Source organism: Rhodanobacter sp. Soil_C_14, from assembly GCF_057657335.1.
The window spans coordinates 155,483-167,589 of the sequence record NZ_JBDGIQ010000001.1 but is presented as its reverse complement, the minus strand read 5'-3'; the positions used below and the strand labels follow the sequence as shown (position 1 = coordinate 167,589).

11 protein-coding genes are annotated in these 12,107 nt (G+C 64.8%); 4 read left to right on the top strand and 7 right to left on the bottom strand.

Going from position 1 to position 12,107, the window contains the following annotated elements:
• Nucleotides 1–67: 67 nt before the first annotated feature.
• Together mtnA and gyrA are read left to right on the top strand one after the other, a co-directional pair.
• Nucleotides 68–1,093, top strand: a complete 1,026-nt coding sequence (gene mtnA / locus AC3A56_RS00715; protein ID WP_056718854.1) for an S-methyl-5-thioribose-1-phosphate isomerase — start codon at nt 68–70, stop codon at nt 1,091–1,093.
• Between the two features lie 302 nt (nt 1,094–1,395).
• Nucleotides 1,396–4,008, top strand: a complete 2,613-nt coding sequence (gene gyrA / locus AC3A56_RS00710; RefSeq protein WP_487769008.1) for a DNA gyrase subunit A — start codon at nt 1,396–1,398, stop codon at nt 4,006–4,008.
• A gap of 74 nt (nt 4,009–4,082) precedes the next feature.
• Here the strand turns inward: gyrA and AC3A56_RS00705 are convergent, their stop codons facing one another.
• The gene (locus AC3A56_RS00705; RefSeq protein WP_056765949.1) at nt 4,083–4,571 is read right to left on the bottom strand and encodes a peroxiredoxin; all 489 of its coding nucleotides are present in this window, start codon (nt 4,569–4,571) and stop codon (nt 4,083–4,085) included.
• A 136-nt stretch (nt 4,572–4,707) separates the two neighbouring features.
• On the opposite strand from AC3A56_RS00705, the gene AC3A56_RS00700 reads away from it, so the two are divergent.
• Together AC3A56_RS00700 and AC3A56_RS00695 are read left to right on the top strand one after the other, a co-directional pair.
• Complete coding sequence (locus tag AC3A56_RS00700) at nt 4,708–5,160, top strand: Hsp20/alpha crystallin family protein (protein WP_487769007.1); 453 nt, start codon at nt 4,708–4,710, stop codon at nt 5,158–5,160.
• Nucleotides 5,161–5,228: 68 nt separating this feature from the next.
• On the top strand, nt 5,229–6,128 hold the full coding sequence (locus tag AC3A56_RS00695; protein WP_487769006.1) for a DnaJ C-terminal domain-containing protein: 900 nt from the start codon (nt 5,229–5,231) through the stop codon (nt 6,126–6,128).
• A 69-nt stretch (nt 6,129–6,197) separates the two neighbouring features.
• On the opposite strand, the gene pilH is transcribed toward AC3A56_RS00695, so the two are convergent.
• The 6 genes from pilH to lpdA all read right to left on the bottom strand — a co-directional run bounded on the left by pilH (nt 6,198) and on the right by lpdA (nt 12,045).
• The gene (pilH, locus tag AC3A56_RS00690) at nt 6,198–6,563 is read right to left on the bottom strand and encodes a twitching motility response regulator PilH (RefSeq protein ID WP_056718859.1); all 366 of its coding nucleotides are present in this window, start codon (nt 6,561–6,563) and stop codon (nt 6,198–6,200) included.
• A gap of 69 nt (nt 6,564–6,632) precedes the next feature.
• Nucleotides 6,633–7,631 (bottom strand): YhdH/YhfP family quinone oxidoreductase, encoded by a 999-nt coding sequence (locus tag AC3A56_RS00685; protein ID WP_487769005.1) that lies wholly within the window; start codon nt 7,629–7,631, stop codon nt 6,633–6,635.
• Nucleotides 7,632–7,645: 14 nt separating this feature from the next.
• Nucleotides 7,646–8,242, bottom strand: a complete 597-nt coding sequence (locus AC3A56_RS00680; protein ID WP_487769004.1) for an LOG family protein — start codon at nt 8,240–8,242, stop codon at nt 7,646–7,648.
• Between the two features lie 29 nt (nt 8,243–8,271).
• Nucleotides 8,272–9,159: a hypothetical protein gene (locus tag AC3A56_RS00675; protein WP_487769003.1), complete on the bottom strand. Its 888-nt coding sequence runs from the start codon at nt 9,157–9,159 to the stop codon at nt 8,272–8,274.
• Between the two features lie 3 nt (nt 9,160–9,162).
• Complete coding sequence (locus tag AC3A56_RS00670; RefSeq protein ID WP_487769002.1) at nt 9,163–10,377, bottom strand: hypothetical protein; 1,215 nt, start codon at nt 10,375–10,377, stop codon at nt 9,163–9,165.
• A gap of 243 nt (nt 10,378–10,620) precedes the next feature.
• The gene (lpdA, locus tag AC3A56_RS00665; protein WP_487769001.1) at nt 10,621–12,045 is read right to left on the bottom strand and encodes a dihydrolipoyl dehydrogenase; all 1,425 of its coding nucleotides are present in this window, start codon (nt 12,043–12,045) and stop codon (nt 10,621–10,623) included.
• Nucleotides 12,046–12,107: the final 62 nt, after the last annotated feature.

Genomic DNA, 12,107 nt, shown 5'->3' with positions numbered 1-12,107 from the left:
GCGGATCGGCCGGGCCCGCCCGGGCGCATGCTACGCTTTCCTTTTCCTTGCATGCGGTCCGAGAGCAATGACGATTTCGCCGACGCCAACCCGCGAACACGATTCCATCCGTGCCGTGCAGTGGCAGGGCGATCATTTGCGCCTGCTCGATCAGCGCCTGCTGCCGGCCGAAGAGCACTGGATCGATTGCCGCGATGCGGAGCAGGTCACCCAGGCGATCCGCGATCTGGTGGTGCGCGGAGCGCCGGCCATCGGCATTGCTGCGGCCTGGGGCGTGGCGATGGCTGCGCTGCAGGGCGCGACGCTGGAGCCGGTATTGGCAACCTTGCGTGCCGCCCGCCCCACGGCGGTGAACCTGATGTGGGCACTGGATCGGATGAAGAAGCGCATCGCCGCCGGTGCCGATGCCGACGCACTGGTGCGCGAGGCGCAGGCGATCCAGGATGAAGACCTGGCCGCCAATCGGCACATGGGCGAGCTGGGGGCATCGCTGATCACGGCCGGTTCGGGAGTGTTGACACATTGCAACACCGGCTCGCTGGCCACCGCCGGTTACGGCACGGCGCTGGGCGTGATCCGCGCCGGCGTCGCGGCGGGGCGGATCGCGCGAGTCTATGCCGGCGAAACCCGGCCATGGCAGCAAGGTGCCAGGTTGACCATGTGGGAACTGATGCGCGACGGCGTCCCGGCCCAGCTGATCGCCGATTCCGCCGCCGCCCACCTGATGAAATCCGGTGCGGTGCAATGGGTGATCGTGGGTGCCGACCGGATCGCCGCCAACGGCGACACCGCGAACAAGATCGGTACCTACCAGCTGGCCATCGCCGCGAAATACCACGGCGTGAAGTTCATGGTGGTGGCGCCGTCCTCCACGGTCGACATGGCCACGGGCACGGGCGAGGAAATCGAGATCGAACTGCGTGATGCGGCCGAGTTGCTGAGCACCGCCGGCCGCCGCACGGTGGTCGAGGGCGCACAGGCGTGGAATCCGGTATTCGATGTGGCGCCCGCCGAACTCATCGACGCGATCGTCACCGAGCGCGGCGTGATCGAGCGGCCGAACAGCCTCGCCATGCAGGCGATGTTCGGCTGAAAAGCACCTGGCCGGGTACTTTCCGGGAGGCCCCTGGCCACCTTCTGCCGGACCCGCGTGGCCGCTTGCGCACACCTGTCGCAGCGGCTTCGGCGGCCTTGCTGCTGATCAATATGTAAGCAGTCTGCGGAGCGCTTTGCACAAGCTGTGAAGCTCGGCTGCAAGTTGTTGATTTTGAAAGGCTAAATCCTGTCGTTTTGGGGCTGCTTGTGCTAAAATCGACGGGTTGATTTCGGGTCGCTTGCGCATGCGCCGGAGGCGCGGCACCAGCGTCCTTTTTTTGTCATCAAGGAAGCCGATTCATGGCAGAACTCGCCAAAGAAATCATTCGCGTCAACATCGAAGACGAGATGCGCCAGAGCTACCTCGATTACGCCATGAGCGTGATCGTGGGGCGCGCTCTTCCCGATGTGCGCGATGGTCTGAAACCCGTGCATCGCCGCGTGCTGTTCGCGATGAGCGAGCTGGGCAACGTGTGGAACAAGCCGTACAAGAAATCGGCGCGCGTGGTCGGTGACGTGATCGGTAAGTACCATCCGCATGGCGACCAGTCGGTTTACGACGCGATCGTGCGCATGGCGCAACCGTTCTCGCTGCGCTACATGCTGGTCGACGGCCAGGGCAACTTCGGCTCGGTCGACGGCGACAACGCCGCGGCGATGCGATACACCGAAGTGCGCATGTCGCGGCTCACCCACGAGCTGCTGGCCGACATCGACAAGGACACCGTCGACTTCGGGCCGAACTACGACGAGAGCGAGCACGAGCCGCTCGTGCTGCCGTCGCGCGTGCCGACCCTGCTGGTAAACGGTTCGGCCGGCATCGCGGTCGGCATGGCCACCAACATCCCGCCGCACAATCTCAACGAAGTCATTGCCGCGACGATCGCGCTGATCGATGAGCCGGCGCTATCGATCGACCAGCTGATGCATTACGTGCCGGGTCCGGATTTTCCGACCAGCGGCATCATCAACGGCTCGTCCGGCATCATCGAGGCCTACCGCACCGGCCGCGGCCGCATCCTGGTGCGGGCCAGGGCGGAGATCGAAACCGAGGCCAACGGCCGCGAAACGATCATCATCCACGAGCTGCCCTACCAGGTGAACAAGGCGCGGCTGATCGAGAAGATCGCCGAGCTGGTCAAGGAAAAGAAGCTCGAAGGCATCAGCGAGCTGCGCGACGAGTCCGACAAGGACGGCATGCGCGTCGTCATCGAGATCCGCAAGGACGCGATGGGCGACGTGGTGCTGAACAACCTGTTCCAGCAAACCCAGCTGCAGGTCACCTTCGGCATCAACATGGTGGCCCTGCTGGATGGCCAGCCGAAGCTGCTGAACCTCAAGGACATCCTCGAGGCGTTCATTCGCCACCGTCGCGAAGTGGTCACCCGCCGCACCATTTTCGAGCTGCGCAAGGCACGCGCTCGCGCGCACATCCTCGAAGGCCTTACCGTGGCGCTGGCCAACATCGACGAGATGATCGAACTGATCAAGACCTCGTCGTCGCCGGCCGAAGCACGCGAGCGCATGCTGGCACGCAAGTGGCAGCCGGGCATGGTCGGCGCCTTGCTCTCCGCCGCCGGCGCCGATGCATCGCGACCGGAGGACATGGACCCGCGCGAAGGCCTGAAGGCCGACGGTTACCAGCTGTCCGAGATCCAGGCCCAGGAAATCCTGGCGATGCGCCTGCATCGCCTGACCGGGCTGGAGCAGGAAAAGCTTTCCGACGAGTACCGTCAGATCCTCGAGGCGATCCGCGCCCTGATCGAGATCCTGGAAAACCCCGATCGCCTGCTCGAGGTGATCCGCGAGGAACTCGAGGCGATCAAGGCCGAGTTCGGCGATGCCCGTCGCACCGAGATCCAGCATTCGCAGGAAGATCTCAACGTGCTCGACCTGATCGCGCCGGAAGACGTCGTGGTCACGCTGTCGCATACCGGCTACATCAAGCGCCAGCCGGCCAGCACCTACCGCGCGCAGAAACGCGGCGGCAAGGGGCGTTCGGCTTCCGCGCTGAAGGACGAGGATTTCGTCGAGCAGCTGTGGGTGGTCAACACGCATGACACCTTGCTGGCCTTCACCAGCACCGGTCGGGTCTACTGGCAGAAGGTCTACCAGATTCCCGAGTCGGGCCCGGGTGCGCGCGGCAAGCCGATCATCAACCTGCTGCCGCTGGGCGAGGGCGAGAAGGTGCAGGCGGTGCTGCCGATCCGCGAGTATGCCGAAGATCGTTTCGTGTTCTTCGCCACCAGGCACGGCACGGTGAAGAAGACCCCGCTGTCCGAGTTCGCCTTCCAGCTGCAGAAGGGCAAGCTGGCGATCAAGCTGCATGATGACGACGCCCTGGTCAACGTGGAACTGACCGACGGCAACAGCGACATCCTGCTGTTCGCCTCCAACGGCAAGGTCAATCGTTTCGACGAGAACACTGTGCGCTCGATGGGCCGCACCGCTTCCGGCGTGCGTGGCATGAAGCTGGTCGGTGGCGCCGAGGTGGTGTCGCTGATCGTGGCGGCCGAAGGCGACATCCTCACCGCCACCGCGCGCGGCTACGGCAAGCGCACCGAACTGGCCGAGTTCACCAAGAAGGGCCGCGGCACCCAGGGCGTGATCGGCATCCAGTGCTCCGAGCGCAACGGTGCGCTGGTGGGCGCGGTGCAGGTCACCGAGGCGCACGAGCTGATGCTGATTTCCGACCAGGGCACGCTGGTGCGTACCCGCGTGGCGGAAGTTTCGCAGCTCGGTCGCAATACCCAGGGCGTCACCCTGATCAAGCTGCCGGCCGACGAAACCCTGGTCAGCGTGATGCGGCTGGATGCGGAAGAGGACAACGGCGAGGATGCCGAAGTCGTCGGCGCAGACGTGCCCGGTGGTGGCGACGATGCGGGGACCGAGCCGGCGGCCGGCGAAGAGTAGGCCGCCCTCCTGGCGAAACGAAAAACCCCGGCATCGCCGGGGTTTTTTTTGAGTCCGTGGCGGGCGTGGCGGATTCAGCGCAGGCTGTCGACCGCCGCCAGCATCGCCTCGGCGCTGGAAACGCGCAGTTCACCGGGTGCCTCCACCTGCACCAGGCGCGCCACGCCATCCTCCGCATACAGCGCAAAACGACGCGTGCGCAGGCCCATGCCGAAGGCGCTGCCATCCAGCTCCAGCCCCAGGGCGCGGGTGAAACTGGCGTTGCCGTCGGCGAGCATCAACAGGCCGGCCGGAACCTGCTGCGAGGCGGCCCAGGCCTGCATCACGTAGCCGTCGTTCACCGCCAGGCACATCACGTCGATGCCACGCTGCCGGAACTCGGCGAAATGTGCCGAGTAGCCAGGCAGGTGCCGGTTCGAGCAGGTCGGGGTGAACGCGCCGGGCACGCCGAACAGCAGCACCTTGCGTCCGGCGAACAGGGCGGCGGTCTGCGCTGGCTGGATGTCGCCGTCGATGCACTGGACGGCAGTGTCGGGAATCGTGTCGCCGGGCTGGATGCTCATGCGGGTCTCGGGTCGGGGAGGGGATCGCGCCATGCTAAACGTGCCGCGGCGGGCTGTCGCCTTGAATCGTCCGCGGCCGCACCTATTTTCTGTCTCAGGCGGTAATCGACCGCAAACCAATGCAAGGAGACAAACAATGAACCTGGGTCGTCATGGCATCTGGAACGCGGGCAACGGCCTGCCCGAAGAGATCCGTCAGGCGTTCGACCGCTTCCTGCAACCGGAAGACGGCGATGCCTCCAACGTGGTCACCAGCCAGTGGGCGCCACGCGTCGACATTCGCGAGGACGAGCAGCGCTTCGTGATCCTGGCCGACATCCCCGGCGTGGACCCGGCGCAGATCGAGGTGAGCATGGACAAGGGCATCCTCACCATCAAGGGCGAGCGTAATGCCGTTGCCGCGGAAAAGGACGGCAAGTTCACCCGGGTCGAACGTGCGCGCGGCGCCTTCCATCGCCGTTTCGCCCTGCCGGACAGCGCCGATGCCGAGGGTGTGACGGCGACAGGCAAGTTCGGCGTGCTGGAGATCGTGATACCGAAGAAGGCGCAGGCGACGCCGCGGCGCATTACCATCAACGTGAACCACTGAGGATCGGGTGGCTGATCCCGCGGCGGCGTCGACCCGCCGCGGGTTTTGCGTGAGTCGGGGAGCGGTGAGTGGAATTCAAAGACTATTACGAGATCCTGGGTGTGAAGCCCGATGCCAGCGAGGCCGAGATCAAGTCGGCCTATCGCAAGCTCGCGCGCAAGTACCACCCGGACAAGAACAAGGAAGCCGGCGCCGAAGAGAAGTTCAAGGCGGTCAATGAAGCCAACGAGGTACTCAAGGATGCCGAGAAGCGGCGTTCCTACGACCAGTTGCGCGCCGGCGGCTACCGGCAGGGCGAGCAGTTCAGGCCGCCGCCCGGCTGGCAGGGCCAGCACGGCTTCGGTGGCGGTGACGATAGTGACTTCAGCGACTTCTTCGAGAGCCTGTTCGGGCGCGGCGGTGCCGCGGGTGGTGGCCACCGCGGCCAGCCGCGCCCGCGTCGCGGCCAGGATGTGCAGGCCTCGGTGCAGATCGACCTGCAGACGGCGTTCGATGGCGGTCGCACGCGGCTGGCGATGCACGATCCGGCCGGTGGCGAGCGCGTGCTGGAAGTGAAGATTCCCGCGGGCATCCAGCCCGGCCAGGTGATCCGCCTGTCCGGCCAGGGCCAGCCCGGCATGGCTGGTGGGCCGAACGGCGACCTGCTGCTGGAGGTGGGCATCCGTGATGACGCGCGTTTCCGCCTGGACGGCCGCAACGTGGTGCACGTGCTGCCGATCACGCCGTGGGAGGCGGCACTGGGCGCGGCCGTGCCGGTGCCGACCCTGGCCGGAACGGTCGACCTGCGCATCCCGGCGGGTTCGCAATCGGGGCGCAAGCTGCGGCTGAAGGGCCGTGGCATGCCTGGTGCCCATCCCGGCGACCAGCTGGTGGAGCTGTCCATCCGCACGCCACCGGCGGACACCGACGAGCAGCGTGCCGCCTACGATGCGCTGCAGGCGGTGTTCGGCGACTTCACCCCGCGGTAACGTTTGACGGGTGTGTAGACAGAAGAACGGCGCCCTGGGGCGCCGTTTCTCGCTGCATCCGGTGATTGTTCAGCCCGGCAGGAATTCTTCCAGGGCCTTGACCAGCTCTTCCTCGCGGATCGGCTTGGTCACATAGGCCTTGGCACCCTGGCGCATGCCCCAGACCTTGTCGGTTTCCTGATCCTTGGTGGTGACCAGGATGATCGGGATGTGTGCCGTGTCGGCGTTCTTGCTGATCGTGCGGGTCGCCTGGAAGCCGTTGAGGTTGGGCATGACCACGTCCATCAGGATCAGGTCCGGCTTTTCGGCCTTGGCCACTTCCACGCCGGCGGCACCGTCTTCGGCGGAAAGGGTTTCATGCCCGAGTTTTTCGACGATGCGCTTGATGCCAAGCAGCTGTGAAGGGGAGTCGTCGACGATCAGGATGCGTGCCATAGAAAAATAATCCCCTGCGAGTTTCGTTGATTCTAAGCCGTGGTGATGGTACTTCCAAGCGCAGTTTCTTCAAACCGTGCTGTCGATGCGCACCAGGGTACGTCCGAAGGATTCGCCTGCGAGCATACGCGCAAACACGCCCGGCAGCTCGTCCAGCCCTGCTTCGAGGGTGACGATGCGTTCCAGCTGCCGGGGTTTCCAGTCGCTGGCCAGATGCTGCCAGACGCTGTCGCGCAGGTCGCGGGCGGTGCCCGCCGAGGCGATCCCGAGCAGGCTGGCGCCGCGGATGATGAACGGCATGACGGTGCTGTCGAAGGCGATGCCGCCGGCGTTGCCGCAGATCGCCACGTTGCCGTACGGGCTGATCAGGGGCAACAGGCCGCCCAGCATCGCGCCGCCGACGTTGTCCAGCGCGCCGCCGAAGCGGGCGGAGTCCATCGGCTTGCCGCTGAAGGCGAGCTGGTGGCGATCGACGCATTCGCGGGCACCGAGCGCGCGCAGCGCATCGAAGTGTTCCGCCTTGCCGCTGATCGCGTGCACTTCGTAGCCGGCACGGCTGAAGATATCGATCGCCAGCTGGCCCACGCCGCCGCTGGCGCCGGTCACCGCGATCGGGCCCAGGGCCGGCGTCTGCCGATTGTCCTGCATGCGCAGCAGCGCGAGCGCCGCGGTGAAACCGGCGGTGCCGATGATCATGCTTTCGCGCAGGCTCAGCCCGGCAGGCAGCGAAATCGTCCAGCGCGCGTCGAGCCGGGCGTATTCGCCATAACCGCCGTCGCGTGTCTCGGACAGGCCGCTGCCGGTGCACAGCACGGCGTCGCCCTCCTTGAACGCGGGGTCGGTGGAGGCCACCACCCGACCGGCCACGTCGATCCCGCCGTTCAGCGGGTAGCTGCGCAGGATGCGCCCCTTGCCAGTGCCGGCCAGGGCGTCCTTGTAGTTCACCGACGAGTAGGCGACCTTGATCAGGACTTCACCCGGGGACAGCGCGTCGGGGGTCATGTGCTCGATGCCGGCACGATGGCCGGCGTCGTCGTGGTGGATGCGGAAAGCGCGGAAACTGTTCATGGCGGTGTCTCCGGTCAGGCGTCGACGCTGCGGGTGTCGATCCACTTCGGCACGTAGCTGCCCTGGTAAGCGGCCATCCAGTCGAACAGCTCCGCCATGCTGTCGCCGAACCAGATGCCATCGCGCTGCTCGGCCCGCACGAAGTTTTCCTGGACCATGTGCTGCATCATCTGGCGCAGGTCGCGATAGTAGCCACGCACGTCGAGGAAGGCGCAGGGGTACCGATGCAGGCCGAGCTGGGCCCAGGTCAGCATCTCGAACATCTCGTCCATGGTGCCGAAGCCGCCGGGCAGGGCGACGAAGGCATCGGACAACTCGTACATGCGCGTCTTGCGCTGATGCATGGTTTCCACCACCACCAGCTCGCTGAGCCCCGGATGGGCCACTTCCAGCTCCACCAGCTGGCGCGGAATCACCCCGATCACCTTGCCGCCACCGGCGAGCACGGCATCGGCCACCACGCCCATCAGGCCGACCTTGCCGCCGCCATAGACCAGCGCGATGCCGCGCCGCGCCATTTCCGTGCCGAAGGCATGGGCCTGTTCGGCGTACTCGGGATGGCGGCCAGAGCTGGAGCCGCAGTAGACGCAGAGGGCGGTGGGTTGAGGCATGGATTTCCGGTTCTCGTGAAGAGGGGTCTTCATGGCGGTGGCAGGCACTTCGGGGTGATGGTCAGGCCGCTCATCAGGGCTTCCGAATCCCGCAGAAAGGCTTTCCGCCAGCGGGCGTAGTCTTTGCCGCCGCCGCTGCTCATGTAAGTGATGCCGAAATAAACCGTGAGGATGCTGCGGTCGGACAGCGTGCGGCTGTAGTTGAACGCCGTCGGCAAGCTTCGTCCGGGTTGTTCGTTCCATACGTAGCGCAGCCATGGCAGGCCGTTGAAGAGGAGTGTTTCATATGTGCTCGGTGGGGACAGCAGCATATGCTTGAGCTGGTAGTCGATGATGGCTTGCGCATCTTCCGGATGCATCGTTTTGAATTCTTCTTTGACATCCCGGCGAAGCTCCCAGTTTCTGCCGCCCTGGGACTCAAGAAACAGCTCGTAATCACCGCGCAAATAGCGTTCCAGTCCGGCCATGTCACCTACGTCAAGCTGCACGCCACGTTTGACGCGCTCGATCTGCCATATCGGGGTGATGATGGCGTACGGGTCACGCGGTATGGGAAGGTAGCGTTTGATATCCCAGATATCCCATAAGGGGCCGTAGTAGCTCCAGTTGCTTCCGCCAATTTTGGCGTATGCGTGTTCTGCCCTTTCTTTCGATGCACGCTCACTGAAGCTTTGGTCGTCCTCCAAATCGATTCTGCTGGGTCGAGATCCCGTGCCAAAATAAGCGCGAGGCAGGAAAAAATCGATGTCGACCGACCCGCAATCAACGTGTTGGTGCGTGCAGTCGTCCAGTAATGGGCCGCCGCGCAACGGCTTGAGCGGGGCGATCATGGCGCGCAGCTTGCGCACTGGCCATGACGACGACAGTCGGCGTGAGCGTCCGTCCGGCAGGAGCGGTGGCAACGAAGAGTCGTTCATGGCTCAGTCCTTGGGCAGGTAACGGCAGGCTTGCCGTGCCAGCAAATGGTGGCCGGTGAAGTGTAGCTGGTCGATATACGTCTCCAGCCCCAGGTAGGGCAGCGTATGTGGGCTGGCGAGGGCATTGCCACCCTTGACCATCCGCGAGAAGCACAGTGCGCGGAGCAAGCCGCTGGTGGTCAGCGCATTGCACCCGGCCACGTTGGGCACGGGATCAAGCGGATTGTTGCGTACCCGGTCGACCTTGATGCCCACCTTCTGGCAGGCCAGCTCGGTATCCACGAGGTTCGATCCCATCCCGTGCAGGCTGACGCGGTGGCAATCCAGTCGGCCACCCAGCGCTGCCAACTTGACGGCGCGGCTGAAAATGATGGCGCCTTGGCTGTGCGCGACCCAGTGTGTTTGATGATTGCGTTGTTGCGCTTCGCGCAGTACGGCGGCAAGGTGGTGGGCGTTGCTGCTGCTTTCCCTATCCAGAGCGCGCTTGTCGTAGATGCACTCGAACAGATCTTCCCAAGCGCTGTCCGTGGGATTGTGGAACAAGCTGTATTGATCGAAACCGCCCTCCGGATAGGCCGTATCGAGATGTGTGCCCATCAACCAGGTCGCCTTGGTGAGATCGTTCTGCATGCCGTTGACGGCGGCATAGCGGGTTTCCACGCGATGCGTGGGGTTTGGCTTGCCCCATGCAGCCTTTAGGCGATCCGTTACTGCTTCGCTATCCGCCCCAAGCTGCCTGAAATTTTCGGAAAACCTGGCGTCTCCCGTCCGGTTGACGACATAGAGCAGGTTGCGTTCCAGGTGCGGGTAATCGGGCTTCGCACCAACCAGCTTCGCATCGAACCAGATCTGATCCACCTTCACCCGCCCGTCCGGAGCCACCGCATAGGCAATCGCGTAGTGATAGCTCTTGAAGGGATAGTTGACCCGCCGGAGACGCTGCATGGCATTGCGTCGCCTGGCATCCGAGTGCCGCGGATCAGTGGGCGACGTCACGATCTGCAGTAACTCCTCGGCTACCTTGGCTCGGTCGAAGTCGTTCATCGCACAGAGCTGACGCCAAGCCTCGTCGCTCAAGCGGAGCTTGGCGTTGAGTCGGATGAAACGGTCGCTGCGGGTGGGAAACAGGTTGCGGATCGGCTCGTGCTCATCGGCGGCTTGCGCCCAGCTGCAGCACTTGTCTGCGTCGCGGTAGCGTCCTTCGATCAAACGTGTCATGTGCTCTCCTTAGCATGGTTGCGGCGCGACGATTGCACGCCGTCAGCTGATGGTAGTGAAGCTGCCTGCGCCGCGGCCAGCACCTCCGCAGGCCATGGCCGGATGACGTGGGGCGCAAGTCGACAGGGTCAATCCTGGAGGCGCCTCCCTAAAAAAAGCGGCCTGCGCGTGTCACCACGAGCAGGCCGCGTCGATCCCCGTCAGCGGCCACCGTGGCCTGCATGACGCGAGGGCATTGTGAGCTCAATTGCCCTTATGGATGGCGCGCTTGTCGACCGACAGGGCGGCTTCGTGCACGGCTTCGGACAGCGTCGGATGCGCGTGGACGATGCGTGCCAGATCCTCGGACGAGCCCTTGAATTCCATCGCCACCACGCACTCGGCGATCAGCTCGGAGACGCCCGGGCCGACCATGTGCACGCCCAGGATGCGGTCGGTTTCGGCGTGGGCGATCATCTTCACCTGGCCAATGGCCTCGTTCATCGCCACGGCGCGGCCGATGGCGGCGAACGGGAAGCTGCCAACCTTGTACGGCACGCCGGCGTCCTTCAGTTCCTTCTCGGTCTTGCCGGCCCAGGCCACTTCCGGCTCGGTGTAGATCACGAACGGGATGGTGTCGTAGTTGACGTGGCCGGCCTTGCCGGCGATCCACTCGGCCACCGCCACGCCTTCCTCGGAACCCTTGTGTGCCAGCATCGGGCCGCGCACCGCGTCGCCGATCGCCCACACGCCGTCCACGCCGGTGTGGCAGTGTTCGTCGACAAGAATGCGACCGCGCTCGTCCAGTTTCACGCCGGCGTCGTCAGCCAGCAGGTTCTGCGTGTAGGCGCGGCGGCCGACGGCCACCAGCAGCTTGTCGACGATAAGCTTCTGCTCGCCGCTCTTATCGGTGTAGGTGAGATGCACGCCGTCCTTCTTCACCTCGGCCTTGTTGAGCTTGGCGTCGAGCTTGATGTCCAGGCCCTGCTTGGCGAACTCCTTGGCGGCAACCTTGGCGATGTCGGCGTCGGCCACCGAAAGGAAATCGGGCAGCGCTTCGATGATGGTGACCTCGGAGCCCATGCGGCGCCACACGCTGCCCAGCTCCAGGCCGATCACGCCGGCGCCGATCACGCCCAGGCGCTTCGGCACCTCGGTGAAGTCCAGCGCACCGGCATTGTCGACGATCGCCTTGCCGTCGAACTTGGCGAACGGCAGCTCGATCGGAATGGAACCGGAAGCCAGGATCACGTTGGTCGCGCTGATCGTCTGCTTGCTGCCATCGGCGGCGGTGATCTCGACCGAGTTGCCCTTCAACAGCTTGCCGGTACCGAAGAACGGGGTGACCTTGTTCGCCTTGAACAGCTGGGCGATGCCACCGGTGAACTGCTTGACGATCTTGTCCTTGCGGCCGATGAACGTGCCCATGTCGACCTTGGCATCGCCCACGCTGATGCCGTGCACCGGCAGGTTGTGCGCGATGTTCCAGAACTGGCGCGAGGAGTCGAGCAGCGCCTTGGACGGGATGCAGCCCACGTTGAGGCAGGTGCCGCCCAGCGCGGGCTTGCCGTCCTTGCCGGTGAACGCGTCGACGCAGGCCGTCTTCAGGCCCAGCTGCGCGGCGCGGATCGCGGCCACGTAGCCGGCCGGGCCGGCGCCAATGACGATGACATCGAATTTTTCGCTCATGGTTTTGGTGTCCTTTTAAGCGGGAACAGGGAACGGGGAACGAGGAACAGGTGCGGCTCTGG

Coding starts and splice junctions, on each gene's coding strand:
- mtnA (WP_056718854.1), top strand. CDS start 68: ATGACGATTTCGCCGACGCCAACCCGCGAACACGATTCCATCCGTGCC.
- gyrA (WP_487769008.1), top strand. CDS start 1,396: ATGGCAGAACTCGCCAAAGAAATCATTCGCGTCAACATCGAAGACGAG.
- AC3A56_RS00705 (WP_056765949.1), bottom strand. CDS start 4,571: ATGAGCATCCAGCCCGGCGACACGATTCCCGACACTGCCGTCCAGTGC.
- AC3A56_RS00700 (WP_487769007.1), top strand. CDS start 4,708: ATGAACCTGGGTCGTCATGGCATCTGGAACGCGGGCAACGGCCTGCCC.
- pilH (WP_056718859.1), bottom strand. CDS start 6,563: ATGGCACGCATCCTGATCGTCGACGACTCCCCTTCACAGCTGCTTGGC.
- AC3A56_RS00685 (WP_487769005.1), bottom strand. CDS start 7,631: ATGAACAGTTTCCGCGCTTTCCGCATCCACCACGACGACGCCGGCCAT.
- AC3A56_RS00680 (WP_487769004.1), bottom strand. CDS start 8,242: ATGCCTCAACCCACCGCCCTCTGCGTCTACTGCGGCTCCAGCTCTGGC.
- AC3A56_RS00675 (WP_487769003.1), bottom strand. CDS start 9,159: ATGAACGACTCTTCGTTGCCACCGCTCCTGCCGGACGGACGCTCACGC.
- AC3A56_RS00670 (WP_487769002.1), bottom strand. CDS start 10,377: ATGACACGTTTGATCGAAGGACGCTACCGCGACGCAGACAAGTGCTGC.
- lpdA (WP_487769001.1), bottom strand. CDS start 12,045: ATGAGCGAAAAATTCGATGTCATCGTCATTGGCGCCGGCCCGGCCGGC.